This window comes from Halomonas chromatireducens, assembly GCF_001545155.1.
GTDB lineage: Bacteria > Pseudomonadota > Gammaproteobacteria > Pseudomonadales > Halomonadaceae > Halomonas > Halomonas chromatireducens.
The window spans coordinates 1341681-1368510 of the sequence record NZ_CP014226.1 but is presented as its reverse complement, the minus strand read 5'-3'; the positions used below and the strand labels follow the sequence as shown (position 1 = coordinate 1368510).

The window sequence follows — 26830 nt, the reverse complement described above, 5'->3', positions numbered from 1 at the left end:
TCAGCGTCAGCTAAGGGCATCCAGCGCCGAACGCATGTCACTCAATACCGCCTTTAGCTCACCGGCAATAACGCCGGGGTTTTCGGCATTGGCGGCAATACGGCTGACCAGCGCGCTGCCAACGATCACGCCATCGGCCACCTTGCCGACCTCGGCGGCCGAGGCCCCGTCGCGAATGCCGAAACCCACGCAGAGCGGAAGGTCGGTCAGTTCACGCAGCGGGGCCAGATGGGCGGCCACGTCCTCTGCGTTGAGCGTAGCGGCACCGGTCACACCCTTGAGGGCCACATAGTAGAGGTAGCCTTCGCCATGGCCGCATATTGTAGCGGCCCGTTCATGGGAAGTGGTAGGGGCTACGAGAAAGATCGAGGCGAGTCCGCGCGCCTTGAGGATCGGGCCCAGCACATCGGCTTCCTCGGGGGGCATGTCGACGGTGAGTACCCCGTCGACACCCGCTGCGGCTGCCTGGTCGGCAAAGGCGTCCAGTCCGATCCGTTCAACCGGATTCAGGTAGCCCATGAGGACAACCGGTGTATCCGTGTCGGTCTGGCGGAACTCGCGAACCATCTCGAACAGATGGGTCAGGCGCACGCCGTGCTTGAGCGCGCGCTCACAGGCCTTCTGGATCACCGGGCCATCGGCCATGGGGTCGAGTTGGGCCATGCCGCTGGCGCTGACACGACAGCCCGATGCGTCGGCTTCGAGTAGTTTTGCCGGCATGAAATTCATGGTCGGTGAGCCGATGAAGCCGGCCACGAATCGGGTCGCCGGGCGATCTCGCTCTTGTGCGCCGCCTGCTGTTGCAGCTCCAGGCCCATCTCGTCCACCGCACGGCGTTGACGCTCCAGTGCCGCACCGTCCTCACCGCTGGCCAGCACCTCCACCAGCGCATGCATGAACCCGACGGTATACTCCGGGGCCGGGTCGCCGGCGGTGATGAAGGGAATCAGCGCCCGGCGGCCATCGGCCTTGAGCGCGGCGAAGCGTTGGTCGATACGGTTCATTTGAGCCCCTTAGAATTCGATGCCGTCGAGTTTGGCAACCGTCATGATGTCCTTGTCGCCGCGGCCGGAAAGGTTGACGACGATATTCTGGTCGGGACGCATGGTCGGCGCCAGCACCTTGGCATAGGCCAGGGCATGGGCGGACTCCAGGGCCGGCATGATGCCCTCGACCCGGGTCAACTCGCGAAACGCCTCGAGCACGTCTTTATCGTTGGCCGCCACGTAGTTGACCCGCCCGACGTCCTTCCACAGCGCATGCTCGGGGCCGACGCCGGGATAGTCCAGGCCCGCCGAGATCGAGTGGGTGTCGGAAACCTGGCCACCCTCGTCGGACATCAGGTAGGTACGGTTGCCGTGCAGCACGCCACGGGGGGCGTTGGAGGCGAGCGGCGCCGCATGGCGGCCGGTCTCGACGCCATCGCCGCCGGCCTCGACGCCATACATCACCACGTCATCGTCTTCCACGAAGGGATAGAACAGGCCCATGGCGTTGGAGCCGCCGCCGACGCAGGCAACCAGCGCATCGGGCAGCCTGCCGAACTCCTCCAGCGACTGACGACGCGCCTCACGACCGACCACGGCGTTGAAGTCGCGCACCAGCATGGGATAGGGGTGCGGGCCGGCCACGGTGCCGATGATGTAGAAGGTGTCGTCGACGTTGGTGACCCAGTCGCGCAGCGCCTCGTTCATGGCATCCTTGAGCGTGCGGGTCCCGGACTCCACCGGAATCACGTTGGCCCCCAGCAGGTGCATGCGATAGACGTTGAGCTTCTGGCGCTGCACGTCCTCGGCGCCCATGTAGACGTCACATTTCAGCCCGAGGCGAGCGGCTACGGTGGCTGTGGCCACGCCGTGCTGCCCGGCGCCGGTCTCGGCGATCACCCGCGGCTTGCCGCTCTTCTTGGCCAAGAGAGCCTGGCCAATGGTGTTGTTCACCTTGTGGGCGCCGGTGTGGTTGAGGTCTTCCCGCTTGAGCCAGATCTGCGCCCCGCCAAGCTGCTTCGACCATCGCTCGGCATGATAGAGCGGTGACGGACGACCCACGTAATGGGCCAGGTCATAGTCGAATTCGGCCTGGAATTCGGGATCGTCGCGAAGGCTCAGGTAGGCCTTCTCAAGATCGTCCAGGGCGAAGCTCAGGGTCTCCGAAACGAACCGGCCACCATAGGCGCCGAAATGGCCACGGGCATCCGGCAGTCGGGTCAGGTCACTGAACTTGCTCACGAAAGACACCTCACAGGGTCGCCAGTAGGAACAGGGGAAGTACAACGAAGATACGGTCGACGCTCAACGGCACCCGCCATCGGCACCATGCACCGCCGCCGCAAAGGCCTTCAGCAGTTCGGGGGCCTTGCAGCCGCGAGCCGCCTCGACGCCACCGGAAACATCCACCGCAAAGGGGCGCACGCTGTCAATGGCTTGGGCCACATTGGCAGGCGTCAGACCTCCCGCGAGAATAACAGGTTTTGCCAGGCTTGCGGGGATTCGCGACCAGTCGAAGGTCTCCCCGGTGCCGCCCGGCACGCCCGGTCGATAGGCGTCCAGTAACAGCGCCTGGGCACTGGAATAGGCCGCTGCGGCCGCATGCAGGTCGAGACCGTCACGCATGCGCAGCGCCTTGACCCAGGGGCGTTCGAAGCCGGCGCAATAGGCAGGGGTTTCATTGCCGTGGAACTGCAGCAGGTCCAGATACCGGCTGACGCGCATGATCAGCTCAGGTGATTGGTCGACGAATAGCCCGACGCGAGTGACAAAGGCGGGCACCCGGTCGACGAGAGCCGCCAGGCGGGCATCGTCGACGCAGCGGCTGCTGCCAGGCCAGAATACGAAGCCCAGGGCATCGGCACCGGCGGCCACGGCATCGTCCACGTCCTGCTCACGGGTCAGCCCGCAGAATTTGATCCGGGTACGAGTCTTAATCCTGGAATTAACGTGATGATCAGACGGAGACATCAACTACCTCAAAGCGCTCTCCCAGCGGCTGGCGCTTGCGAGAACGACATCCTCATTTTTATGCCGATTGACAGAGGCATCGGCCGCTGGCTTGGCCAGATCGGCCTCTATGGCCCGATGCACGGCAGGCAGGTATTCATATCCGCTAGGGTAACATAAGCGTTTGACCGGTACAGACTGGGTGATGCGTGCCAAAAGGTGGAACCGGCTGGCCTTCAGGCCTTGTTTGGCACTCGAATGCGCCTGGCCGAGCAGGCGGCAATCGGCATGGGCGTCGAGAAGTTGTACCAGGAAGGCGTGCCTGACCAGCTGTATCATGGCCTCGCCGGCAGCCACCGGTTCTATTCGCACCCGCTCCGCTCCCCCTGCCGGCTTGCCGGGCAGACAGCGCTCCAACAGATAAATACAGGCTACCGGCAGGGTCGTCGACTGGACCTCCCCGACTCGACTGGCCGGCACGCTAAGCTTGGCAAAGGACGGATGCACCAGCGGAAAGTCATCAAAATCGCCAACGAAGCGCTCGACCTGCTCCGGTGTGAGCTTCATCTGAGGGAAGCCGTGACGGCAATACACGGTGCCGTCATGCGCCGTCAGGGCGGAAATATCGTCGGCCAGCAGCGGAAACCCTTCCTTCACCAGTGAAGCCACCATGGTGCTCTTGCCACCGGTTCGATCTGCGGCAAAAAGCACCGCTTTTTCGCCATGCACCACCGCCCCGGCATGCAGCGCCGCCAAGCCCGAGAGCTCAAGGTAATAGGCCATCACATGTCCCAGCAGACAGACCTCTACCATGAACTCGAGCGAGGGATCGTGAAGTTCGCAGCGGATCTTGCCGGGACACAGCCAGAAATCAGCGACCCGTGGGAAGCGCATTACTATACCGGTCGGCAAGGCATAGCCCTGCACACTGCTCTCCCCGAAGCGGTTCTTCTCGGCACTCTGAAAAAGGCAGGTAACGGGCTCAAACTTCTGGGGTTCTGCTACCCGCACAAGCAGAAACTGCAAATCGTGCGCTCTACCCGGCGGAGCAGCGGTCATGGGCGTACGGAAGCAGTAGTCAGTCTCCAAACAGAAACCGTACAGAACATGTCGATAGGGAGGCATGGCACTACGCTCCTTTGTGAGTAATCCCGATGGATTAACGAACTTCAAGGAATCCGTTTTTGTCGAGCTCCGCCACAAAGGCAGCAAGATCATGTCGCAAGGAGGGCAAATCAACATCGAAGCGCGTAAGCAGCGCCGCTTCGGCAGCGTCAAGGTTGACGTGTTCAAGCAGACAATGCCACATTTCGGCAGCCGAACCCTCGAGGCGGAAACAGGAGGCGCCTGCGTCTGGATCGCTGGGAAATCGGGCCAGCGCGACGGCATTGTCGATCTCTGTCCAGAGAACACGCGGCGCTGATCGGATTGCGCCGCTTCCCGGGACCAGCAGACTCGTTCGCTTCTTCTTCCCCGCCATGACCACCATCCTGATTCGCTCGGCTTCATGCTGACGATTCAAGGAGAATGACGGCGGCACCAGGCTCCAACTAGCCCGATAGCAGCCCGCTTCTGGGTCCCAGTACTTGGACTTCGGTTCACACCAGGCAAAGGCTACTGGCTCCGGTATGCCCAGCCAGTAGCCTTTCTCACCGACTCGTGATCTGCGCTGCTCGAGCCACTGCGGATAGGCTGTACCAAAACGCTCTGGCGCCACGTCTTGGAGGTCGACTGCATTGAGGCAGGCCTCCACCCCGGGCTCGGCTCGCTGGATAGCATCACAAAGCCCGGCGGGCGCAAAGAGTGGGCAAAAAATGACCGAGCGAAACTCGCAGCTTGTCATAAATTGCCGAAAGCGCACACCGGACAGGGCACAGTCGTCCACCACCACCCAGGTCTGTACTTCCCCGTTCTTGGTGAACAGGATCACCGGCACGCGCCGGCCCTCATGCTCGCGGATCAGGCCGGCAACGATCTGCTCCATGTAGCGCAGCGAGAACTCCAGATAGGCCGGCGTGGAGAGTACGCCACCCCAGGTGTCGAAGATCTGTNTCTCGCCAGCAGGGCGAAGGGCACAAAGGTCAAGAACGTCATCAGGATGCCATAGAAGGCCGATAACTGGATCGAGCGTCCGCTGAGCACCCCGTAGAAGAGCCCGCCCAGCGCAGCCAGGATTGGAATGATTCGTTCGGGACGAAGCACTTCCGGCCAGGTGGGCAGCTCGTCGTCACTGATCAGGATATCGCACCCCGCCTCGAGCAGCGCCCTGCCGCCCCGCGGACGGTCCGGATCCACCCCCACCGGCAGTCCGGTCTGGCGTGCCAGCATGCGCGGCTCGTCGCCACAGCGATCGACCGGCGTCGTCTCGGTTACCCGCAGCGGGTAGTCGGTGGCGCTGCCGCCATAGCCCCGCGAGACGATACCCGGGCGCCAGCCCCGCTCGGCCAGGTGCCGCCCCAGCCAGGCCACCATCGGCGACTTGCCGGTGCCACCGAGGGTCAGGTTGCCGACCACGATTACCGGCACCCCTGCCCGCCATGTCCTGCGCCTGCCCCTGCGGTAGGCGTCGACCCGGCGCGCCACCGCGAGACGGTAGAGGGATTCCAAGGGACGCAGCAGCCTGAGCCAGGCAGCTCCACCATAGGCGGCTTCCAGCCAGCGCTCTGCCACCCTCCCCTTCATGGCGTCGGGGTCTCCTGGAACTGCAGCCGGTGGAGAGCGGCATAGGCACCGTCTCGGGCCAGCAACTGATCGTGGGAACCCTGTTCGACGATACGGCCCTGCTCCATGACCAGGATGCGATCGGCCCGCTCGATGGTGGAGAGCCGATGGGCGATGACCAGAGTGGTCCGGCCCCGGCACACCGTCTCCAGCGCCTGCTGGATATAGCGCTCCGACTCGGTGTCCAGCGCCGACGTGGCCTCGTCGAGGATCAGCAGCGGCGCATCCTTGAAGATAGCCCGGGCGATGGCCAGTCGCTGACGCTGGCCGCCGGAGAGCATGACTCCGTTGTCGCCTACCACAGTGTCATAGCCCTGGGACAGCGGTTCGATGAACTCGTGGGCATGGGCCGCCCGAGCGGCGGCCTCGATGGCAGCCGGGTCCGCATCCGGAACGCCGTAGGCGATATTGTCGGCGATGCTGGCATTGAACAGGGTGACCTGCTGAGAGACCAGGCCGATCTGGCGTCGCAGCGGCGCCAGCCGATACTCGTCAATGGGCACGCCGTCTATCAGCACGCGCCCCGCAGTGGGACGATAGAAGCGCGGCAGCAGCCCCACCAGGGTCGACTTGCCACTTCCCGAACGCCCCACGATGGCGATCATCTCACCGGCCTTGACCGTCACGTCGATGCCCTTGAGTACCTCGGGCTGGTCGTCGCCATAGCGGAAGTGCACGTCCTGCAGCTCCACCTGCCCCTCGAGCCGTCCCGGCTCTCGGGTGCCTTCATCGCGTTCGGGAGGCACTTCGAGCAGCCCGAACAGCTCTGCCGCGGCGGCGATGCCCTTCTGGATCTCGCTGTTGACCTCGGTGAGCTGACGCACCGGCTTGGCCATCAACGAGGCAGCGGTGATGAAGGCGACGAATTCACCGGGGGTCATGTCGTCGAGCAGGGCCGGGGACATCGCCAGCCAGACCAGCACCGCCAGCGACAGCGCCACCAGCAGCTGGATGACGGGCGTGCTGATGGCCTTGGTCAAGGCCTCCTTCATGCTCTGCTGGCGATTGTAGTTGCTGGCCTCGGCGAAGCGGGCCTTTTCATACTCCTCGGCCCCGTGGGTTCGCACCACGCGATAGCCGGAAAGGGCCTCCGATGCCACGTGGGTAACGTCGCCCATGGAGTGCTGTATACGCTGTGAAATGCGCCGGAAGCGCTTGCTCGCATATCTCACTACTCCCGCGATCAGGGGAGTCACGGTCATGAAGAGCAGCGTCAGCATCCAGTTGGTCCACATCAGGTAGCCCAACAGGCCGATGACGAACAGTCCTTCACGCAACACGATGGTGACCGCCTTGGTCGCCGCTCCGGTCACCTGCTCGACATGATAGGTGACCCGGGAGATGAGATGGCCGCTGGAGTGGGAATCGAAGAAGCGGCCCGGCAGATGCAACATGTGGTTGAACACATCGCAGCGCAGCGCATGCACCACGTTACGCGCCACGTTGCTCATGAAATAGGTGCCGAGAAAGGTACCCAGCCCCCGGGCGGCAAACATGCCGACCACGAACAGCGGCAGAAAAAGACGAAAGGCGGCGTCCGGGCTCTGGATACCATCGATCAGGCGCTTCATCATTTCCGCCAGGGCGGTACTGGAAGCGGCGTAGATGGCATAGCCGACAATGGCGAGGCCAAAGGAAACCCAGTGGGGCTTCACATAGCCCAGCAGGCGCTTGTATAGGGTCCAGCCCGAATCTTGGGTACCGGGTCGTGTCACGGTGTCTCCGCTTGGGTAGGTGTAGCCTGGGGCTCACGGGTCGCGATTCGCACCTGCCGGATGCCCAGCGCGCCTGCCTGGTCCAATGCACGCACCACGTCCGCATGCATGGCCCGCGCGTCGGCCTCGAGCACCAGGCCGTGCATGCGTGCCTGCTCTGCTTCGGCAGTCAGCGCCTGGTTCAGCTCGGCGGCGCTCAGCTCGCGCTCACTCAGCCGATAGCGCCCCTGCTCGGTAACGACCAGGGTCACCGGCGACAGCTCCAGGTCGGCGCCCGCCACGCTCTCGGGCAGTTCGAGCTCCAGCGCCTGGCGGGTCTCGAAGGTAGTGGACACCATGAAGAAGATCAGCAGCAAAAAGACGACGTCTATCAGCGGAGTGAGGTTGACCTCCACCGGGTCGCGGCGACGGCGCGCAAATCTCACGACTGTTTGACCCCCGGCGCAAGGCGACCATCGGCCTCGACACGCTCCCCATCGCCGCCATCGGACAAGGTCACGTTGCCCTGATAGTGGGCGATGAACTCGACCACCTGGCTAGCCTGCTCCTCCATGCGCACCGTTATATCCTCGACCCGCCGCTGAAAATAGCGATGGAACATCAGCGCGGGAATGGCCACGGTAAGGCCCGCCGCCGTGGTCACCAGGGCGCGGGAGATGCCGCCGGCCAGGTCGGCGGTACGGCTTGCCCCATCGCCGGCAACGATGACTGAAAACACCTCGATCATGCCTACCACGGTCCCTAGCAGGCCGATCAGGGGCGTGATGGCCGCAATGGTTCCAAGAGGGCTCAGGAAGCGCTCCATATCATGGATTACAGCGGTCGCGGCCTCCTGCAGGCGGGCACGCACCTGCTCATGACCCAGGCGGGCATTGCGCAGGCCGGCGGCCAGCACGCCGCCCAGCGGTGAGTGCCCCTCGAGCCAGTAGAGATTGACCTGGCCACGGGATACCAGGGAGCAGACCTCCTGCCCCAGGCCATAGGGTGCAATACGCTTGGCGCGCAGGGTCCACAAGCGCTCGATGATGATAACCGTTGCCAGCAACGAACAGCCCAGCAGCGGAATCATCAACCACCCCCCGGCGATGAGCGCATCCATCATGTTCATCCAACCCCTCCTTACGTAGCCACGACGGCTGCGGTCAGTGGGGCGATTCTACCGCATGGCACTCACCTTCGACACCGCTGCGGCGCCAGGGCATGACACGCGTAGCCTGAATGAAGGACTCCCTTTCTCTTCCGAGCCAAAGGGTCACGGCCCCGTCGAGAGCGGTACTCCACTGGCAGCTCCCCGCTCGACGAAAGCGTCGCACCACTTCATCGTGCGGATGACCGAAGGCGTTATGGCGACCGGCGCTATAGATCACGTGTCGAGGCGCCAGGGACTGAACCAGCTGAGGCCCCGAACTTGTCCGGCTGCCATGATGGCCCGCCAGCAGCGCCGTCACCGGACGCTCGACGTCGAGCAGAAAGGCACGCTCCACCTCGCGGCCGACATCGCCGGTGAGCAGCAGTCGATCAGCCCCCACCGTCACCTCAAGGACGCAGGAGCGATCATTGCTGGAAAGTGCCGCGGTATCCTCGGGCGGCCACAGCACCCGATAGGTCACCCCATCGCGCTGCCAGTGCTGCCCCCGGAGACAAGGTGTAAAGGGTACGTCGATCGTCTCCCCCGGCGGTGCGAGAAACTCACCCACGAGATGCTCCTCCGCCAGCAGCGGCACCCCACCAGCATGATCGATATCATCATGGCTGACCATGACGCGGTCGAAGCGCTGCCCTGGCGGCCACAGCGCAGCCAGCGGAGCGAAGCCGGACGCGAAGCGCGGCCCGGCATCATACAGCATGCGGTAGTTGGCGCTGCGCAGCTCCACCAGTTGACCCTGCCCAACATCCTGTATCCGCACCCGCAGCGAACCGGGCTCCTGGGTTGGCTCCGCCAGCCCCAGCATCGCCGGTACCAGCAGCAGACTGCCACCGACACGCAGCGTCGCCGCCAGTCCCGGGAGTGCCCATAGCAGGGCGATCAGCCCCAGCATGAGCGCCAGCGGCAGAATCATCTCTGTTGACGGCCACCACAACGGTAACCAGGCGACCGCGAGTTCGAGCAATGCGATCAACGCCAGGGTGATGCGCTCGAAGAGCCACCAGCACAGAGTGGAAAGCACCGGCACCGGCGTGAGCAGCCAGCCCAGCAGACCCAGCGGGACGAGCAGGGAGCTGACGACCGGTACGGCCACCAGGTTGACGACCGGTGCGGCGGGGGCCAGCCGAGCGAAGGCAAGCAGCACAGCTGCCGCCATCAGCGGCGCCAGCAACAGCTGGGTTCGCAGCAGCGCCCAGGCCCATCCACGGGGGCCTGCAGGCCGCGGCCGCCCCTGCCAGATCACGATCAGCAGCGCCACGGCGATAAAAGACAGCCATAAACCGGGGCGCCACACCGATAGCGGGTCCAGTACCACGATCAGCCCCAGCGCCAGCCACCAGGCCTGCCACGGACCCGGCGCATGGCGGCCGCTGGCCACCCAGAGACCGATCAAGGTCATGATCATGGCCCGCATGGCCGGGGGCTGCAGCCCTGCCAGCCAGGCATAGCCGATGGCCACTACACCGGCCAGCCACCAGGGCCAGACCGCCAGCCGCCAGCGCCGTGGAGCGACCAGCCGTGCAAGCCCCCGCGCCATGAGCAGTGTAAAGGTCGCCACCAGCCCCACATGCAGCCCCGAAATCACCATCAGGTGTGTGGTGCCACTGGCATTGAGCAGATCCCACTCTTCCCGCGTAAGACGCTCACCCGCACCCAGCGTCAGCGCCGCCAGCCAGCGTGTCGTCAGCGGCGGCAGCTGTCATGCTTCGAGATGCGCCAGTGCCAGCTGCCGCGGGGAAACATCCGCCGGCTGAATACGTTCGGGCGGTGGTTCCCTGCGTACATAGCCGGTGGCCTGAATCCCCTCGCGCCACAGCCAGGCCCCGTAGTCGAACGCGCCTGGGTTGGCGAAGCCACCGGGGGGGCGCAGCCGAACGGTCAGGGCCCAGCGTTCTCCCGGTGACATCTCGGGGGCCTGGTAGTGGCTGAGACGCACTCGGCGCAGCCGATCGCAGGGCAGACCCTCGTCCGCCAGGGGACGGCACTCCTCGACGCGCACCAGCAACCGCGTCAAGTGATCCTCTTCCTCGACAGATTCCAAGCGCCCTTCCAAGGCCAGATCGACACGCAGCAGGCCCAAGGGCAGGTCGCCCCCCTTGGCCAGGAGAACCTGCCCCGCCGTCAATGCCACGAGCAGGACCACTCCCAAGCCTCGCCAGTTGCCTCTGGCCAGCAGCAGCAAAAGCGCAAGGCACCATAGTTCCACCAGGCCCTGAGGCGCCCACCAACCCAGACCGACACCCGCCATGGCAGCTAAAGCTGCCGGCAACGCCATGCCAATTCGCATTCCCTTGCCCTTATCCCCGCCCCCCGACTATTCACTGAGCGAGCCGCTGAACAATAGCCGGCCAGCCCTGGCATATCGGCGCTTTCCTCCTGCCAATCCCCACATACGGCATGGCGAGACAGCACCCTTCCATGGATAATAGCCGGGTCCCGAAGCAGCGAGCCAATCCGTCATGCCGCGCAGATTCCTGCAGCGCTACATGCCTCACCCCGAAACGCTCAGACGCCAGCGCTCGCTGCGTTTTGTGAGCCATATCATCGGCGACCCCGGCCTCTGGGCGCTGTCACGTCGCACCGTGGCCAACGCTTTCTCGGTCGGGCTCTTCAGCGCCATGCTGCCGATTCCCTTCCAGATGGTTGTAGCGGCATTTGGTGCCTGGCTGTTGCGCTGCACCCTGCCACTCTCGGTGGGGCTGGTATGGATCACCAATCCGCTCACCATGCCGTTGATTTTCTATGGCAATTATCGCCTGGGCGCCTGGCTGATGAATACCCCAGTCCGGGAGGCACCGGCCAGAGTTTCGACCCGCTGGATCGCCGACCGCATGGCCGACATCCTGCCGGCCCTGGCGCTTGGCTCGGTGGTATCGGCTATCGTCTTCGCTATCGTGGGCAATGTGATCATCAGGCTGGTCTGGCGATGGCATGTCTCACGCAGCTGGAAGCTGCGCGCCATGAGACGCCGCCAAGCGCGCCTGGACAGGGAGGATTGAGCCCGGCCAGCGGCCGGGCTCGGGTCAGTATCAGAGAGGGTCGTGCTGCTCGGTGAGACGCCCGCCATCGAGCTTGAGTACGCGATCCTGGTGTGCAGCCATGGCAGGGTCGTGGGTCACGATGACAAAAGCACAGGCCGTGGTTCGGGCCAGCTCGTCCATCAGTGCCAGGATGCTGGCGGCCGTGGTCTGGTCCAGGTTGCCGGTGGGCTCGTCCATCAGCACCAGGCTGGGATCGGTAACCAGCGCCCTGGCGATGGCAACCCGCTGACGCTCGCCGCCAGAGAGCTCCCCCGGCTTGTGGTCGGCTCGCTCGGCGATACCTACCCTGATCAGCAGTTCCCGGGCCCGCGACTCGGCCGCCTTCTTCCTCTGCCCACTCACGATCAACGGCAGCGCGGCATTCTCCAGGGCAGTGAACTCTGCCAGGAGGTGATGGAACTGGTAGACGAAGCCGATATGCCGGTTACGAAAGCGACCCAGTGCCGTCTCACCAAGATCGAGCAGTGATTCATCGGCGATGCGTACCTCTCCCCGGCTGGGCCGATCCAGGCCTCCCAACAGGTTCAGCAGCGTCGTCTTGCCGGAGCCCGAGCTGCCGACGATGGCGACCCGCTCTCCCGCCCGCACTTCCAGCTCAAGCCCCTCAAGCACGGTGACATCCTGGGGACCTTCGCGATAAATGCGGGTCAGGTCATGGCATGCCAGCATTATCTTGCCCTTGGCGTTCGCCGCCTGGGTCATGGCGCTCTCCTTCACGGTGGCCGGATCATTCATAGCGCAGCACCTCGGCAGGCTGGACACGTGCCGCTCGCCACGCCGGATAGATCGTCGACAGGAACGTCAGCCCGAAGGCGGCAGCAACGATGTCTCGCACATCGGACCAGTGCAGGCGTGACGGCAGGTCACTGATGAAGTAGACCCCGGCGTCGAGGAACTTGATGCCCAGGGCCGACTCCACCCAGCCGATCAGGTCCGAGATGGTCAGCGCCAGCAGCACGCCGAACCCGACGCCCACGGCAATCCCGATGACCCCGATCGCCATGCCCTGCACCATGAAGATGCCCATGATCGAGCGTGGCGTAGCACCGATGGTTCGCAGGATGGCGATATCGGCGTGCTTGTCGGTAACCACCATCACCAGGGTCGAGACGATATTGAAGGCCGCCACCGCAATGATAACGGTCAACAGCAGCGCGATCATGCGCTTCTCCATCTGGATCGCCTGGAACAGGTTGCCGTGGGTGAAGGTCCAGTCGGTACCGCGATAGCCAGTGCCGAGCTGATTGATGATGGCCCGGGTCTCGCTGGCGGCGACAAAGAGGTCGTCCAGCTCCAGACGCAACCCTCCTACCGCATCGCCCAGGCGGGCAAGGGTCTGCATGTCCTCGATGTTGGCATAGGCGAGGTTGGCATCCAGATCGGCGCCAACGCTGAAGATGCCGCTTACCGTGAAGCGCTTGAGGCGTGGAAAGACCCCCGCCGGGGTGATCGAGGCCTCCGGCACCAGCAGTGTAACCCGGTCGCCCACCCCGACGCCCAGATGTCGGGCCAGCAGGGAGCCCAGCACCACATTCCATTCGCCGGGGGCTAGATCATCGAGGCTACCCTGCTGCATGTGCCGCCCGATAATCGAGACGCGATCCTCCCATTCAGGGTGGATACCGTTGACCATGGCGCCCTCGTTGCGACCCGCCGAAGAGAACATTCCCTGCTGTTCAACGAAGGGTGCCGCACCGATCACCCGCTCGCGCTGCATCAGCTCTTCAGCCAAGGCCTCCCACTCCACCAGGCCGGCGCGCGACTCGATCTTGGCATGGGGCACCATGCCCAGGATGCGGGTGCGCAGCTCGTGATCGAAGCCGTTCATCACCGACAACACGAGTATCAGCACCGCCACGCCGAGCATCAGGCCCAGCATCGAGGTCAATGAAATGAATGAGATGAAGTGATTGCGGCGCTTGGCGCGCACATAGCGCAATCCGATCAACAGTGGCAAGCGGTCGAGCATGATGAGCGTTCCTTGTCAGCGGGGGGTCATGGTACGGTTTTTTGCCGTCCACTGCACCGGGTAGGATTACGTTTCCCCTATGCTTGCAACATTACCCGGCTGGGCCTACATTGCGCCGACTCGGCGATAGGACGCCGGACGACGAGACGCAAACCAGAGGCTCCCACCATGGCCAACCGCCTGCTTCCCGAATGGCACCCTCAGGACGCCATCCAGCTCACCTGGCCCAGCGCTACCAGCGATTGGGCGCCACTACTCGAGCGCATCGAGGCCACGATGGAAAACATCGTGGTGGCAGTCGCGCGCTACCAGTCCGTCGTGATCAGCGTGCCATCGACCGCGACACGCCACCACCTGCGGCGTCGCTTCGCCTACCTCGGCGTTCCTGCCGAGCGATTGCACCTGATCGTCGCCCCGGCCGATGACACCTGGACCCGAGACCATGGCCCCATCGGCATCGAGCGCGACGGTAGTCCCGCGCTGCTCGACTATATCTTTAACGGCTGGGGCGGCAAGTTCGAGGCCGAGCGCGACAACGGACTGACTCAGCGTCTGGCCGACGCAGGCATCTACGCCTGTGCGGCCGAAAGCCGGGACGTCATTCTTGAAGGCGGCGCCATCGAGACCGACGGCGAAGGCACCCTGCTCACCACAGAGGCCTGCCTGCTCAACCCCAATCGCAATCCGCAGCTCGACCGAGAGGCCGTGGAAGCCATGCTCACCGCCGATTTTGGCATAGAGCGTGTGCTATGGCTGGCCAATGGCCATCTGGATGGTGACGACACCGACAGCCATATCGATACCCTGGCCCGTTTCTGCGACCCGACCACCATTGCCTACGTTCGCTGCGATGACGAAGCCGACCCGCACTATCCGGCCCTGGCCGCCATGGAGGCCGAACTGCAGACATTCAGGCGTGCCAATGGCGAGCCCTATCGCCTGGTGCCGCTGCCCTGGCCGCGGCCCTGCTTCGATCCAGTCGATGGACATCGCCTGCCGGCCACCTATGCCAACTTCGTTATCATCAACGGTGCAGTGCTGGTACCCACCTACGGCGATGCCGCCGACAGCCGGGCGCTCGTTGCCCTGGGAGATGCCTTTCCCGGCCGCGACATCGTGCCGATCGACTGTACCAGCGTGATCCGACAGCACGGCAGCCTGCACTGTCTGACCATGCAGCTCCCTCGGGGCAGCCTGGCGACACACACCTGAATCAAAGGCGACGCTCATGCCTTGGGATGTTGCAAGGCACGAAACGCAGGGTGCCAGAGTCAAGTCGTCGAGGCGGTCCTACGTCATGGAAGGCGTCGGTTGCGTACAGGAAGTGTTCGCAGCGCCTCCTCGAAGACTTGACGCAAGGCCAACCCGAGCGGTGGTCGCCATCTGCGATAGCCTTTAGATTAAGCCTAGAGCGTTGACACACGAGGAGAGTTTGCATCATGTCCCGTCATCTCAAGATCGGCCTTGTCCAGCAGCCCGCGTGGCCCGACAAGAGCAGAAGTCTCGCCGAGAGCGAGGCCGGCGTGCGCGAGCTGGCGGCCGCGGGCGCCGAGCTGGTCATGCTTCAGGAGCTGCACGCCACGCACTACTTCTGTCAGTACGAAGATACGACGCTGTTCGACCTGGCCGAGCCGCTGGACGGCCCCACCGGCACTCGCCTGGCCGCACTCGCCGCCGAGCTCGATATCGTGCTGGTAGGTTCCCTGTTCGAGCGCCGCGCTCCCGGGCTCTACCACAACACGGCCGTGGTCTACGACCGCAGCCGTGGCCAGGTCGGCTACTACCGCAAGATGCACATCCCCGACGATCCGGGCTTCTACGAGAAGTTTTATTTCGCCCCGGGGGATCAGGACGACAGCCGCAAACAGGGTTTCCAGCCCATCGACACTTCGGTTGGCCGACTGGGGCTCCTGGTGTGCTGGGACCAGTGGTACCCGGAAGCGGCGCGGCTGATGGCGCTGGCCGGGGCGGAGCTGCTGCTCTACCCCACCGCGATCGGCTGGTGCCCCTCAGACGATAACGGCGAGAAGGCGCGCCAGAAGGAAGCCTGGACGCTGATCCAGCGCAGCCACGGCGTGGCCAATGGCCTGCCCGTGATCGTGGCCAACCGCGTCGGCCACGAGCCGGACCAATCCGGGGTTGGTGAAGGCATCGACTTCTGGGGCGGCAGCTTCGTCGCCGGGCCCCAGGGTGAGCTACTGGCCCATGCCGGCACCGAGGCCGAGCGCCTGCTGGTCACGCTCGACATGAGCCGCGGCGAAGACGTGCGGCGCATCTGGCCTTACCTACGCGACCGCCGTATCGACGCCTATGGCGACCTGACGCGGCGCTATCGGGACTAACGACAATGCGCGGCGCATCTGGCCTCTCTCTACCAGATGCGACCGCCGTATCGACGCCTATGGCGACCTGACGCGGCGCTATCGGGACTGAGTGAAGCACTGCGGTTGATCCGGCGAGAGCAGGAGTACTGGCAAGGAGGCGATGTTTTAGCACCTGTGGGCTCCGCCGGGCGCCTGACGGCGCCAGTCGTGATGCGGAGCATTCCTCCTACAGCGTTATTCTCAATTGAGGGTAGCTGTCTGTCACTTCCAGAAATCGCGGATCGAGGCAATGCCCTGGGCACCGACGGCGCGGGCGTGGTTGGCATCGAAACGGGTCATGCCGCCCAGGGCGAAGACCGGCATGGCGGCACGCTCGACCAGCTGCTGGAAATCGTGCCAGCCCATGGGCGGCACCTCTGGATGGGATGGCGTCGTACGCAGCGGCGACAGGGTCACGAAGTCGCAGCCGATGCGCGAGGCCTGGGTCAGCTGCTTCTGGTCGTGGGTCGAAGCCGCCAGCCACTTGGCCTCCGAAATCGGACGTCGCTCCAGCGACATCAAGCGCTCACTGGTGAGGTGGATGCCATCGGCATCGACCTGCTCCAGCAGCGCGGGATCGGCGTTGAGGAGCAGCCTCGCCCCGTGCTCTCGGCACAGCGCCAGGGCTCGCTCGGCGCGGGCCAGGTAGGCCGCCTCGTCAAGGGACTTCGCGCGCAGCTGCACCAACCGCACGTTGTCCTCGACCAGCGCCCGAGCCAGGCGGGTCTCGAACACCGCGTCATCCGCCTCCTCCGCCGTGATGAAATATTCGGTGGGCAGCATCACGGCCTGGAGTATCGGCAGGTTGGCCGCCGGGAAGGGGTAGTTGACCAGTTCCTGGAGCGGCACCCAGCGTACCGCCTGGCCTTCGCGACCAAACGGTTCGCCGCTGAATTCATGCACCTGCCAGACATCCAGTAGAATGTGCTTGTCAGAGTATTCATGATGGATGCGGATCAGCGGCTGGGCACGCTTGATCTCGACACCCAGCTCTTCATGAAGCTCACGCTTGAGCCCTTCCAGCCCCGTCTCGTAGGGCGCCAGCTTGCCGCCGGGAAATTCCCACAGGCCGCCATGATCGACATTGGACGGACGACGGGCGATCAGTGCCTTATCGCCATCGCTGCTGACGATGGCGGCGGCCGCCACATGCACCCTTCTCTTAACCATTACGTTCATTAACCCTTTACCCGCTTGGCCCATGCCGTCCACCCGGCACAGGGTTGTTCGTCTGCCAAGCTCGCCTCAGCTGCGGTACTCGGCGTTGATGCTGACATAGTCGTGGGAGAGATCGGAGGTCCAGACCGTTGCGCTCTCTTCGCCACGCCCCAGGGTAATACGTATCACGATCTCTTCTTCGCTCATCACCCGACTGCCGGCTTCCTCGGTATAGCCTGCCGCCCTGCCGCCATGCTCGACCAGGCGAATGTCGCCCAGGTCAATGGTGACTCGCCCCACGTCGAAGTCCGTCACGGGAGCGCGCCCCACCGCCGCGAGGATCCGCCCCCAGTTGGCATCGGAAGCGAACAGCGCCGTCTTGACCAGGGGGGAATGAGCGACGGTAAAGGCGACGTCCAGCGCCTCCTCCCGACTCAACGCCTCGTTGACCTGCAGGGTCACGAACTTGGTTGCCCCTTCGCCGTCACGAATGATCGCCTGAGCCAGTTCGGTCATCACACGCTGCAGACCATTGCGGAACACCGCAATTTGCTCGTCACTGACCACCTCGGCGCCTCGCCCGGTGGCGATCAACATGCAGGCATCGTTGGTGGAGGTATCCCCATCGACGGTGATGCAGTTGAAGGAGCGGTCCACTGTCTCGCGCAGCAGTGCATCCAGCAACGGCTGTTCGATAGCGGCATCAGTGGCCACGAAGGCCAGCATGGTGGCCATATTGGGCTTGATCATGCCCGACCCCTTGCTGATGCCATTGATGATAACGGTACGGTCGCCCATTTCCAGGCTCACGCTGGCACCCTTGGGCCGGGTATCGGTGGTGAGGATACCCTCGCCTGCCTGTTGCCACGCCTCGGCGCCCTCGCCCAGGGACGACAGCGCCGCCGGCAGGCCGCCCAACAGCCGCTCCATGGGCAGCGGTTCGCCGATCACTCCGGTGGAAAACGGCAGTACAGCCTCCTCTACCTCCGCCTGTCAGTTCAGCTGATTGCTGATCTGTTGACCTGAACAATTTAAACTTTGAGCTGTTCTCTGGCTGCGACCGAGCAAGGCCTGCAAGGTCGAAACCATTATTAACAAACTATCCCGCCATTAGAGATGGCACAATATTAAATAAGCATGAACACTGAGCATTAATTTTTACAACCTTGTAGCACTGTAAGTACTAGGTAAACTCATGCCCAGTAACGACGCAACCAAAGCTCGAGAGAAAGCGTAGGCCAGAGGTCGAAGATCGGCACCTCACCGCGCACGAAACGCTCGAAGCGCGCTTTCAAGGCTACCTCGTCGATGCAACCAAGATCAGCACAGCGACTGTTGGTCAGCAGGTCCATTACCTTATCGTGGGCCTTGAACCGTAGGGCCTCGATATAGAGAGATTCTGGCGAGACCTTGCCGATCGATTCAATAGCCTGACTGGGCATGATGCCTACCATGGCGCGGCGAGCCATCCTTTTCGACGCCAATACGTTGCCGACCAGATGCTGCGGGCAGGCCAGGATGAAGTCGGCAATTCTCCGGTCACTCCAGGGGTCGGCCAGGCCTATGCCGTGCCGTGCCGTGACGCGTTCGGCATAACCGACGCCTCGCGCCACCAGCGGTGAGCTGATATGAATCAAGCGGTCACGCGCCGCATAGCGAGGCCAGACACGAGAAGCCTCATAGTGGGGCTCAACCGCAGGCAGCCCCACCCGGCCCAGAAAGCTTTCAGACACATGACTTTCGGCATGCCGCACCGGTGCCGGGAGAACTCTTTTCTCACTTCCCTCCCCTTCCACCTCTCCAAATAGCGGAGGCAGCATTACTGCCTGGTAACGGCCTTTTAGCTGGTCATAGAGCAAGGGACGCAGCAGGAAGCGAACAACTGCTTGCCGACGGCCTAGCCCGTGTACTCTGGCCAGGCGGGCCAAAACCCGCCGTGTTTCGCTAAACCTCCCTCCGAGCAGCACTCCAGGTACGTCCTCGACACTGCCACCGCAAACCACATCGCCGCGAAACCCGTAAAACATGGTGCTCACCCTATCTTTCCCCGCTGCTGCCAGTGACATTTCCATGAAAGGCTGGAACATGGAAAAGAAGGGGTCATCCTCGTGAGGCTTGTTGAGATCATCATCGACAAAGGGATAGGTATGCTCGGCGGGGATTTCCGTGACCGGGATGCGGAAATGATCGGCAATTCGATAAATGGTCTCGCTTTCGTCGCATTCGGCAAGATTTTCGGGAAAGACCCAGCTGTAGGCACGCATTGACGGAAGAGTCTCGCCTTGCTGGCGAAGCCAGCCTGCCACGGAAGCCACGCAGGTGGAGTCGACGCCACCACTCAGGCTGATGCCCACGGGGTCACGAGCCCGCAGGCGGGCGCGTACCGATGTCGTCAGAATATCTCGCAGGTGCGCCGCATAGTCGCGCTCGTCTCTATAGCGGATTCGTGCTTCTGGGTCCGGCTGCCAGAAAATCCTGCTGCGTTTGACGGCTGAGGCATCAATGACCACCTCCTCGGCGGGGCGGACTTCATCGATGCCTGAGTAGAAAACCTCGCCCGGGGGCGTCTGCATGCAGCAGAGATGCCAGGCGACAGCCCGCTCGTTAAGGCTTCGGGGCACCCCGGGCACGGAGAGAATCTGCTGGGCCTCACTGGCAAAGAGGATGCGGTTCTCTTCAACTCGATAGTAGAGCGGTCTCAGGCCCATGGCATCTCTGGCCAGGTGGAGTCGTCGATGCCTGCCATCCCAGAGCGCGTAGGCAAAGTCTCCCAGTAGGCGAGAGGGCCCCTCCTCTCCCGCCTGCACCAGCGTGCTTAACATCAGCTCGACATCTGTTGCACTCTTGCCGCCGAAGTGGTTGGAGCCAGCAGCACACTCTTCACGGTTGTCCAGCCGGGCATCCGCCAGGAAAAGGAGCCCGTGGCGGTCTTCACGCGCCAGATGACAGGCTCCCGTGCCATCCGGAGTGACATCGAGCGAGAGGCAGGCAAGCCCCACCGGACCCACGAGATGGTAGTCAATGCCGTTGGGGCCTCGATATGCTGCCCGCTTTGCCATCTGCTCGAGCTGATTTCGCTCGACCGGTCTTCCATTAAGATGGATGATTCCACATATGCCACTCATGATGACCAGCACCCTCACAGTAAGCCTGCTTTCAGAAATCCCTTTAAACCTGCCAGCCCACTCCTGCTCGATGACAAACAGGCACCAGCCACTTCCAAGCTTTCCAGGGACGCACTCGTCAACCTAACGCCATTGACGAAATGTAGCAGAAACAAACATGGGCTTATGTCGACTTGCTGCGAAGATCACCACTTACTGCCGAAAGCTACCTTCTTCCAACGTAGCCTTTTCCAAAGCAGCCTCTTCCAACGTAGCCTCTGTCACCGGCCTTCCACGCCGGAACTGGACCATGGGGCAGTCGGGAAGCGCCCGCTCACCGGTCCACTCGCCCAGGAACGCCAGCAGGTTGGGCCCCAGTGGCTCCCGGGGTAGCTCCCAGACGTCGTCATAGAGCGAATCGACGAAGTGCAGGCCACAGGCCGGGGCCGTAACGTCGGAGAGCGAACGGTCCTTGAGTGCCATCAGCTCCGCCAGGTAGTCGTCATCGCGGTCTCCGCGCCCCACCGTGACCAGGGCGCCAACAATATTACGAACCATATGGTGGAGAAAGGCGTTGCCCTGGACGTCGACGACCACCAGGGGACCATGCCGATGCACCTCGATGAAATGCACCTTGCGCCACGGCGTCTTGGATTGGCAGCCCGCCGCCCTGAAACTGGAGAAGTCATGCTCACCCACCAGCGCCTGGGCCGCGCGATGCATCGCCTCGGCGTCCAGCGGGTCGCGACACCAAGTGACGTTGGCCCTTTCGAGTACCGGCCGACTAGGCTGATTGAGGATGATGTAGCGGTAACGCCGCGCCAGTGCCTTGAAGCGCGCATGAAAGTCATCGGGCACTTCACGCACCCAGCGCACCGCAATGTCCCGCGACAGGTTGGCATTCACGCCAAACACCCACGCTTTCTGGGAGCGCGGTACCGGCGGGTCGAAGTGAACGATCTGGCGGGTGGCATGTACGCCGGAGTCAGTGCGGCCACTGGAGTGTACCGTTACCGGCTGGCTGGCCACCTTCGCCAGCGCCCGCTCCAGTTCGGCCTGCACCGAGGGAGCATTCTTGAGGCGCTGCCAACCGCAGTAGGCGCTACCGTCATATTCCACCCCCAGGGCCAGGCGGCCGCTGAGGGGGGTTCGTTCGTCGAGACGTCGAAAGAGGGTCATTCGGCCATCAGAGTCGATAGTGTATGATCAGTTCCTTGGCCTGGGTCTGTATCCTGGGGTCGGCAGCACTATCTCGCAGGCGCTGAAGCAGGGCGTATGCCCTATCGGTTTCCCCGACGCCGAGCAGACGTCGTGCCTCTTCCAGCTCATCGAACCCGGCCACGGAGTCGTTTGCTCCCTCATTATCCCGCTCCAGCGGCGGAAAGGCCACCTCCTCCACTTCCCATTCGTCCGCTTCAGGCCGTGGCCGCTCGCCAAGCGACGCCTCACCGAGGAATCCAGCATTCTCCGGTGCATTCCTGCTGCCGTCGCCGTCGAACACGTCGGCCACCTCTCCCTTTCCAGCCCCGGTGGTGGGAAAATCGATGCTGGGCTGCATCGGCGTTTCCTCGCGCCTACCTGGCTCCGGATCGAGTGTAGGTGGTTGATAGTCGATCATGTCCCAATCCATCGTCGAGCTTTCACCGGCATGAGCACTATCAGCAGCAGGCGTTACGATCGCCCGCTTGTCCGTGTCGTCCAATGGCGACGGTTCAGGCTCACCACTCTGCGCCTCGGCATCATCGCTATCCGAAGGCTTTACCGCTTCGAAGCGTGGCAGCTGCATCTCGACCTCGTCGACCTTCTCGACCTTCTCGACCTTCTCGACCTTCTCGACCTTCTCGACCTTCTCGACCTCGTCGACCTTCTCGACCTCGTCGACCTCATCGTCCTTCTCGACCTCACCGCCGTGCGGCTCGAGCAGGGAGTCGAATTCCTGTGGTGGCAATTCTCTGGCGGCGACAAACTCGGCTGGCACCCTGCCCCGCCCATCGTCGCCACCGGACGCTGCCGCACGATGAGCGGCCATGAGTCGACTGGCTTCCGCCACCATGGAAGGATCGCCCCCTTCTGCAAGACGCTCCGCCTCGCGCTCGGCCGATGGCCAGTCCCCCTGCTCCACATGGACGGTGAGTAGCTTCAAGCGCAGGTCATCCCGCTCTGGCTCACGCGCAAGCCCGGCCAGTAGGCTCTCCCTGGCCTGGTCGTAGCGGCCATAGGCCATGAAAATATCCGCCTCGCTGATAGCCTCAGCTTGAGGCATCGGCGCAGGCCGCTCCACAGCCTCGTCGGCACTGGCAACGGACATGCCCGTCACGACAGGGGGAGCCGTGGAAGAGGCCGGCGGCATACTCACGGACTCAGTCGGTGCGCCATAAGTCACATTGGGCATGTTGGCGAAACTCTTTGTCGATGCTGTTTCGCGGCTGCGGCGACGGCGTATCAGCAGCCACAGGCCCAGCAGGGCTGCCAGCCCCGCTCCGCCCAGCATCAGTTGGCGATCCAGACCATCCTGGTAGACCGCTCCCCACCAGGGGGTCTCAGCCTCGAAAGTCTCCCCACCTGGCGGCACCATGCCGCCTCCACCAGGGGCATCGACACCCTGGCCCCCGGCGACCAGGGCGGCCAACTGGTCGCGCATGGCATTGACCTCGCTGCGCAGGTCACCCAGCTCTTCCTGCAGTGCATCACGCTCTGCCTGCACCGCCTCAAGCTCGCTTTGACTCTCCAGCCAGCGACGCTCCAGGCTTTCCAGCCGCTGCGATTCGCTTTGGGGGGCTAGCGCCTCTGCATCGAGCGATGCCAGCACTTCGGGGTCGAGTCGCGACTCAGACGACTGCCCTGCCTCGCTCAGGCTGCTCGCTTCCATCTCTCCACCGCCTGCCCCACCCTCGCCAGGTTGATCCAGGGATTCCGAGGCCTCGGCAGCCAAATCGGCGTCACTAAGCAGGGTCAAGCGGGGCTCCGCAGTCTCCTCAACGCCAGCCACCAACCCATTGGCAGACTCACCGCTTCCGGATGCCGGCTCAGGCTCGCCAGCCGTGTCAGCAAGTTCTGCAGCCTGAGCAGCCGCGGGAGCGGCAATGGCAACCTCGGCCGTTCCGAGGGGTACCCGTGCGGGGGAGCCGCTGCCACGGCTTGCCCAGGCCTGGTTCATGGCCTGCACCACATCGCCGGCCTGCTGGGAAGAGCGGGCCACGATGGCGTCGCGTGACGGCACGACCAGGGTATGCCCCGCCCGCATGGCGTTGATGTTGCCAGAGGGGAAAACATCCGGATTGGCCTCGACCAGCGCGACCATCATCTGGTCCATACTGATACCGCTGTCAGGCCGCAGCCGGCCGGCGACGGCCCAAAGCGTGTCGCCGCTGCTCACCCAGGCCGGATCCCCCGACTGCGTGTCTCGCGACTGAGTTACGGGCTGCGCCGGCGCTTCCTGCACAGGTTCGGTGGTGGAACGCTCAGCCGTTGAGGAAGGTTGCCCGGTCGGCAGCCCAACCAGGACCGGCAATTGGTCGTAATCGGGCGGATCCAGTAAAAGCGTGACCTCCCGAAGCTGGCGGCCCCCAGGCCACTCGAAGCTCAGCATCAAGTCCAGCCAGGGTTCACGTACGGCACGCTCGGTGATGAGATCCACCATCAGTTGCCCATCTCGAACGCGCACGGAAGTGCGCACGCTGGCTGCCAACGGCGAGCGGGTCAGCCCTGCGGATTCGAACTCACGCGGTTCTGCCACCGACACTCTCAACAGTTCCGGCTCCAGCCCGGAGGTATCGGTCAATGGGATCGTGGCACGCAATGGCGCATTGAGCGAAGAGCTTACCGCGGCCTCTCCGACCCCAAGTGCCAGCGCCTGGAGGCTCGAGGCCGAAAGCGATAGCAGCATGGCAATTGTCAGCTTGCGTCTCATAGGTTCCCTTGCGCCGCTGTCGTCACCGACGTGCAGCAGTTCGTTTGATTTTTCTCAGGCAATGACCAAGCCAATACGAAATTTGTATCACATTCTCCCTGGTCTGTGCTTGCCCAGACCCATGGGGACTCGTCTTTACCTGTTTTTTCCCAATCGGCATTCTGAGATGAAAACGGGGCGCCTCCCGAAAGAAGCGCCCCGCCATCGCTAGTTAAAGCGTTGGATCACTTTTCGCGCAGAATCTTAAGCATGCGCTTGAGTGGCTCGGCAGCTCCCCAAAGAAGCTGATCGCCGGCAGTGAAGGCGGAGAGGTACTCTCCCCCCATCTGCATCTTGCGCAGACGGCCCACCGGAACGGTCAAAGTACCGGTGACAACCGAGGGCGTCAGCCCGGCGATAGTGGCTTCCTTATCGTTGGGGATTACCTTGACCCATTCGTTGTGCTTGGCCAGGCGATCCTCAATCTCATCTATCGGCACATCTTTCTTCAACTTGATGGTGAAGGCCTGACTATGCGAGCGCATGGCACCGATACGCACGCAAAGTCCATCGATGGGGATCGGATTGTCCTGCAGGCCGAGGATCTTGTTGGTCTCCACGGTGCCCTTCCACTCCTCCTTGCTCTGGCCGTTATCGCGCTTGACGTCGATCCAGGGCAACAAACTGCCGGCAAGGGGAGCGGTGAAATTATCGGTGGGGAAATCACCGCTGCGCATGGCTGCTGTGACCTTGCGATCGATATCCAGGATGGCACTGGCCGGGTCGTCCAGTTCAGTGGCGACGCTGTCGCGCAGTGCCCCCATCTGGTTGAGCAGCTCGCGCATGTGCTTGGCACCGGAGCCGGAAGCAGCCTGATAGGTCATGGAGGTCATCCACTCGATCAGGTCGGCCTCGAACAACCCGCCCAGGCTCATCAGCATAAGGCTGACGGTACAGTTGCCGCCAACGAAGGTCCTGGCGCCACGGGAGAGCTGATCATCGATCACCTTGCGATTGACCGGATCGAGGATGATCGTGGCCTCGTCCTCCATGCGCAGGGTGCTGGCGGCATCGATCCAATAACCTTTCCAGCCGCCGCCACGCAGATCCCCGTAGACCTGCTGGGTGTAATCACCGCCCTGGCAGGTGATCACGACATCCAGCGCCTTGAGCTCCTCGATGTCGGTGGCATCCTTTAGCGGAGGAACGTCCACGCCGATGTCCGGGCCGGGCTTGCCGACCTGGGAGGTGGTGAAGAAGATCGGCTCGATGCCCTCGAAGTCTCCATCCTCCTGCATGCGCTGCATGAGCACTGAACCCACCATGCCACGCCAACCGACGAAACCGACTTTCAACATGTGAAGCCCTCCTGAAAAGTATGAACCAGCCATTATACAGAATTGCGCCGGGTCTTTTTAGCCGCGCCTGTCGCGAGACAGGCTTGCCGGGGCGTCCGCCCCAGGCAACCGATATCTAGGAGCCTGGCGGACTTAACGCTGATCTACTGCGAGATCCGATCTTTCGGCCAATTTCATTCGATCCGATTCGTTAAATAGCGGGCTATTCGCCGCATCAGATCGAAAACTTGTCTCGAAATCCAAATCTCTCGTGACGATCGGTCAAACCCGACAGGCTCCTACGAGGATAGCGGGCATAGCCACCGGCCTGCGTATCAAATTGCGTCGAAGGCCCTCAGCACGGCGTCACCCATTTCACTGGTGGAGACGGTACGCGTCCCCTCGGAGGCAATATCAGCGGTTCTCAGGCCGTCGTCCAGCACCTTGCCCACGGCCGCTTCGATACGCTCGGCTAGTGCAGCCTCCCCTAGGGAATAGCGCAGCAGCATCGCCACCGAGAGAATGGTGGCCAGCGGATTGGCCACGTTCTGGCCGGCGATGTCCGGCGCACTGCCGTGGCAAGGTTCATACATGCCCTGGCCGCTCTCGTTGAGCGAAGCCGAGGGCAGCATGCCGATGGAGCCGGTGAGCATCGCCGCGGCATCCGACAGGATATCGCCGAACATGTTGCCGGTGACCATCACGTCGAACTGCTTGGGCGCGCGCACCAGCTGCATGGCCGCGTTGTCCACGTACATGTGCGAGAGCTCGACGTCGGGATACTCCGGCGCCAGGCGCTCCATGACCTCGCGCCACAGGATAGTGACCTCGAGCACATTGGCCTTGTCGACGCTGCACAGGCGCTTGCCGCGCTTCTGCGCCATCTCGAAGGCGACCCGGCCGATGCGCTCGATCTCGCTCTCGGAATAGATATAGGTATTGAAGCCGACCCGCTCGCCGTTGCGCACCTCGATGCCGCGGGGCTGGCCAAAGTAGATCCCCCCGGTGAGCTCGCGGACGATCATGATGTCGAGGCCGGCCACCAGCTCGGACTTGAGGCTGGAGGCGGAGGCGAGCTGCGGATAGGTGATGGCCGGGCGCAGGTTACCGAACAGGCCGAGGTTCTTGCGCAGGCCGAGCAGGCCCTTCTCGGGGCGCTTGGTGAGATCCTCGAGCTTGTCCCACTTGGGGCCACCCACGGCGCCGAGCAGGATGGCATCGGCGGCCTTGGCCTTGTCCAGCGTAACGGCGGGCAGGGGCTCGCCGTGTTCGTCGTAGGCGCTGCCACCAACCAGACCTTCTTCCACCTCGACGTCGAGGCCGTGGGCCTGGCAGGCGGCCAGGATGCGGCTCGCTTGAGCGGTAATCTCGGGGCCGATGCCGTCACCCGGCAGTACCAGAATCTTGCGTGTCATTCTTTCGTTTCCTTAAGTAGCTACTACCAGTCGTC

20 protein-coding genes and 4 pseudogenes are annotated in these 26830 nt (G+C 63.3%); 3 read left to right on the top strand and 21 right to left on the bottom strand.

Features of this window, described 5'->3' with window-relative positions; genetic code table 11:
- Window positions 1–6: 6 nt before the first annotated feature.
- The 12 genes and pseudogenes from trpA to LOKO_RS20095 all read right to left on the bottom strand — a co-directional run bounded on the left by trpA (window position 7) and on the right by LOKO_RS20095 (window position 10794).
- Window positions 7–1004: pseudogene (gene trpA, locus LOKO_RS06445) on the bottom strand (tryptophan synthase subunit alpha).
- A 9-nt stretch (window positions 1005–1013) separates the two neighbouring features.
- Window positions 1014–2228 carry a tryptophan synthase subunit beta gene (trpB, locus tag LOKO_RS06435; protein ID WP_144439624.1) on the bottom strand — a complete coding sequence of 405 codons (1215 nt, stop codon included), beginning with the start codon at window positions 2226–2228 and terminating at the stop codon, window positions 1014–1016.
- A 63-nt stretch (window positions 2229–2291) separates the two neighbouring features.
- Entirely contained in the window at window positions 2292–2957 is a 666-nt protein-coding gene (locus LOKO_RS06430; RefSeq protein WP_066446546.1) for a phosphoribosylanthranilate isomerase, read from the bottom strand.
- 3 nt (window positions 2958–2960) lie between these two features.
- Window positions 2961–4061 (bottom strand): hypothetical protein, encoded by a 1101-nt coding sequence (locus LOKO_RS06425; RefSeq protein ID WP_066446544.1) that lies wholly within the window; start codon window positions 4059–4061, stop codon window positions 2961–2963.
- A gap of 34 nt (window positions 4062–4095) precedes the next feature.
- The gene (locus LOKO_RS20595; RefSeq protein ID WP_417935394.1) at window positions 4096–4779 is read right to left on the bottom strand and encodes a PqqD family protein; all 684 of its coding nucleotides are present in this window, start codon (window positions 4777–4779) and stop codon (window positions 4096–4098) included.
- 63 nt (window positions 4780–4842) lie between these two features.
- Window positions 4843–4992, bottom strand: a pseudogene (locus LOKO_RS20105) (uroporphyrinogen decarboxylase family protein); the annotation flags it as partial.
- A 161-nt stretch (window positions 4993–5153) separates the two neighbouring features.
- Window positions 5154–5618: pseudogene (lpxK, locus tag LOKO_RS20100) on the bottom strand (tetraacyldisaccharide 4'-kinase); the annotation flags it as partial.
- A complete protein-coding gene (gene msbA, locus LOKO_RS06410) occupies window positions 5615–7372 on the bottom strand; it encodes a lipid A export permease/ATP-binding protein MsbA (protein ID WP_066446527.1) in 1758 nt (585 codons plus the stop codon). The pseudogene lpxK and the gene msbA, both read right to left, overlap by 4 nt.
- The gene (locus LOKO_RS06405; protein WP_066446519.1) at window positions 7369–7797 is read right to left on the bottom strand and encodes an ExbD/TolR family protein; all 429 of its coding nucleotides are present in this window, start codon (window positions 7795–7797) and stop codon (window positions 7369–7371) included. Before LOKO_RS06405 ends, msbA begins: the two co-directional genes overlap by 4 nt.
- Window positions 7794–8480, bottom strand: a complete 687-nt coding sequence (locus LOKO_RS06400) for a MotA/TolQ/ExbB proton channel family protein (RefSeq protein WP_066446517.1) — start codon at window positions 8478–8480, stop codon at window positions 7794–7796. The genes LOKO_RS06405 and LOKO_RS06400 overlap by 4 nt, the downstream gene beginning before the upstream one ends.
- A 34-nt stretch (window positions 8481–8514) precedes the next feature.
- Complete coding sequence (locus LOKO_RS06395) at window positions 8515–10206, bottom strand: DNA internalization-related competence protein ComEC/Rec2 (protein ID WP_417935393.1); 1692 nt, start codon at window positions 10204–10206, stop codon at window positions 8515–8517.
- A 12-nt stretch (window positions 10207–10218) separates the two neighbouring features.
- The gene (locus LOKO_RS20095) at window positions 10219–10794 is read right to left on the bottom strand and encodes a ComEC/Rec2 family competence protein (protein ID WP_235588953.1); all 576 of its coding nucleotides are present in this window, start codon (window positions 10792–10794) and stop codon (window positions 10219–10221) included.
- Between the two features lie 184 nt (window positions 10795–10978).
- On the opposite strand from LOKO_RS20095, the gene LOKO_RS06390 reads away from it, so the two are divergent.
- Complete coding sequence (locus LOKO_RS06390) at window positions 10979–11518, top strand: DUF2062 domain-containing protein (RefSeq protein ID WP_066446515.1); 540 nt, start codon at window positions 10979–10981, stop codon at window positions 11516–11518.
- A gap of 30 nt (window positions 11519–11548) precedes the next feature.
- On the opposite strand, the gene LOKO_RS06385 is transcribed toward LOKO_RS06390, so the two are convergent.
- The gene (locus tag LOKO_RS06385; protein WP_066446512.1) at window positions 11549–12262 is read right to left on the bottom strand and encodes an ATP-binding cassette domain-containing protein; all 714 of its coding nucleotides are present in this window, start codon (window positions 12260–12262) and stop codon (window positions 11549–11551) included.
- 25 nt (window positions 12263–12287) lie between these two features.
- Window positions 12288–13529, bottom strand: a complete 1242-nt coding sequence (locus LOKO_RS06380; protein ID WP_066446510.1) for a lipoprotein-releasing ABC transporter permease subunit — start codon at window positions 13527–13529, stop codon at window positions 12288–12290.
- 168 nt (window positions 13530–13697) lie between these two features.
- Here LOKO_RS06380 and LOKO_RS06375 point away from each other — a divergent pair, with 168 nt between their 5' ends.
- Together LOKO_RS06375 and LOKO_RS06370 are read left to right on the top strand one after the other, a co-directional pair.
- Window positions 13698–14741: an agmatine deiminase family protein gene (locus LOKO_RS06375; RefSeq protein ID WP_066446508.1), complete on the top strand. Its 1044-nt coding sequence runs from the start codon at window positions 13698–13700 to the stop codon at window positions 14739–14741.
- Window positions 14742–14968: 227 nt separating this feature from the next.
- On the top strand, window positions 14969–15871 hold the full coding sequence (locus LOKO_RS06370) for a carbon-nitrogen hydrolase (RefSeq protein WP_066446505.1): 903 nt from the start codon (window positions 14969–14971) through the stop codon (window positions 15869–15871).
- A 243-nt stretch (window positions 15872–16114) separates the two neighbouring features.
- Here LOKO_RS06370 and LOKO_RS06365 read toward each other — a convergent pair whose 3' ends face one another.
- The 7 genes and pseudogenes from LOKO_RS06365 to leuB all read right to left on the bottom strand — a co-directional run bounded on the left by LOKO_RS06365 (window position 16115) and on the right by leuB (window position 26795).
- On the bottom strand, window positions 16115–17062 hold the full coding sequence (locus LOKO_RS06365; protein WP_066446502.1) for a Nudix family hydrolase: 948 nt from the start codon (window positions 17060–17062) through the stop codon (window positions 16115–16117).
- 75 nt (window positions 17063–17137) lie between these two features.
- Window positions 17138–18022, bottom strand: a pseudogene (argJ, locus tag LOKO_RS06360) (bifunctional glutamate N-acetyltransferase/amino-acid acetyltransferase ArgJ); the annotation flags it as partial.
- 221 nt (window positions 18023–18243) lie between these two features.
- Entirely contained in the window at window positions 18244–20175 is a 1932-nt protein-coding gene (locus LOKO_RS06355; RefSeq protein ID WP_144439622.1) for an asparagine synthetase B family protein, read from the bottom strand.
- A 192-nt stretch (window positions 20176–20367) separates the two neighbouring features.
- On the bottom strand, window positions 20368–21333 hold the full coding sequence (truA, locus tag LOKO_RS06350) for a tRNA pseudouridine(38-40) synthase TruA (protein WP_066446497.1): 966 nt from the start codon (window positions 21331–21333) through the stop codon (window positions 20368–20370).
- Window positions 21334–21340: 7 nt separating this feature from the next.
- Entirely contained in the window at window positions 21341–24064 is a 2724-nt protein-coding gene (locus tag LOKO_RS19625) for a type IV pilus assembly protein FimV (protein ID WP_066446494.1), read from the bottom strand.
- Between the two features lie 224 nt (window positions 24065–24288).
- Window positions 24289–25401: an aspartate-semialdehyde dehydrogenase gene (asd, locus tag LOKO_RS06340; RefSeq protein WP_066446492.1), complete on the bottom strand. Its 1113-nt coding sequence runs from the start codon at window positions 25399–25401 to the stop codon at window positions 24289–24291.
- A gap of 314 nt (window positions 25402–25715) precedes the next feature.
- Window positions 25716–26795, bottom strand: coding sequence for a 3-isopropylmalate dehydrogenase (gene leuB, locus LOKO_RS06335; RefSeq protein ID WP_066446478.1), 1080 nt, complete (start codon window positions 26793–26795; stop codon window positions 25716–25718).
- Window positions 26796–26830 lie beyond the last annotated feature (35 nt).

What these genes read in the sequence shown, in the direction of transcription:
- LOKO_RS06430 (WP_066446546.1), bottom strand. Translation starts at nt 2,957, where the DNA reads ATGTCTCCGTCTGATCATCACGTTAATTCCAGGATTAAGACTCGTACC.
- LOKO_RS06425 (WP_066446544.1), bottom strand. Translation starts at nt 4,061, where the DNA reads ATGCCTCCCTATCGACATGTTCTGTACGGTTTCTGTTTGGAGACTGAC.
- LOKO_RS20595 (WP_417935394.1), bottom strand. Translation starts at nt 4,779, where the DNA reads ATGACAAGCTGCGAGTTTCGCTCGGTCATTTTTTGCCCACTCTTTGCG.
- LOKO_RS06400 (WP_066446517.1), bottom strand. Translation starts at nt 8,480, where the DNA reads ATGAACATGATGGATGCGCTCATCGCCGGGGGGTGGTTGATGATTCCG.
- LOKO_RS20095 (WP_235588953.1), bottom strand. Translation starts at nt 10,794, where the DNA reads ATGGCGTTGCCGGCAGCTTTAGCTGCCATGGCGGGTGTCGGTCTGGGT.
- LOKO_RS06390 (WP_066446515.1), top strand. Translation starts at nt 10,979, where the DNA reads ATGCCGCGCAGATTCCTGCAGCGCTACATGCCTCACCCCGAAACGCTC.
- LOKO_RS06385 (WP_066446512.1), bottom strand. Translation starts at nt 12,262, where the DNA reads ATGACCCAGGCGGCGAACGCCAAGGGCAAGATAATGCTGGCATGCCAT.
- LOKO_RS06380 (WP_066446510.1), bottom strand. Translation starts at nt 13,529, where the DNA reads ATGCTCGACCGCTTGCCACTGTTGATCGGATTGCGCTATGTGCGCGCC.
- LOKO_RS06375 (WP_066446508.1), top strand. Translation starts at nt 13,698, where the DNA reads ATGGCCAACCGCCTGCTTCCCGAATGGCACCCTCAGGACGCCATCCAG.
- LOKO_RS06370 (WP_066446505.1), top strand. Translation starts at nt 14,969, where the DNA reads ATGTCCCGTCATCTCAAGATCGGCCTTGTCCAGCAGCCCGCGTGGCCC.
- LOKO_RS06365 (WP_066446502.1), bottom strand. Translation starts at nt 17,062, where the DNA reads ATGGTTAAGAGAAGGGTGCATGTGGCGGCCGCCGCCATCGTCAGCAGC.
- LOKO_RS06355 (WP_144439622.1), bottom strand. Translation starts at nt 20,175, where the DNA reads ATGAGTGGCATATGTGGAATCATCCATCTTAATGGAAGACCGGTCGAG.
- truA (WP_066446497.1), bottom strand. Translation starts at nt 21,333, where the DNA reads ATGACCCTCTTTCGACGTCTCGACGAACGAACCCCCCTCAGCGGCCGC.
- LOKO_RS19625 (WP_066446494.1), bottom strand. Translation starts at nt 24,064, where the DNA reads ATGAGACGCAAGCTGACAATTGCCATGCTGCTATCGCTTTCGGCCTCG.
- asd (WP_066446492.1), bottom strand. Translation starts at nt 25,401, where the DNA reads ATGTTGAAAGTCGGTTTCGTCGGTTGGCGTGGCATGGTGGGTTCAGTG.
- leuB (WP_066446478.1), bottom strand. Translation starts at nt 26,795, where the DNA reads ATGACACGCAAGATTCTGGTACTGCCGGGTGACGGCATCGGCCCCGAG.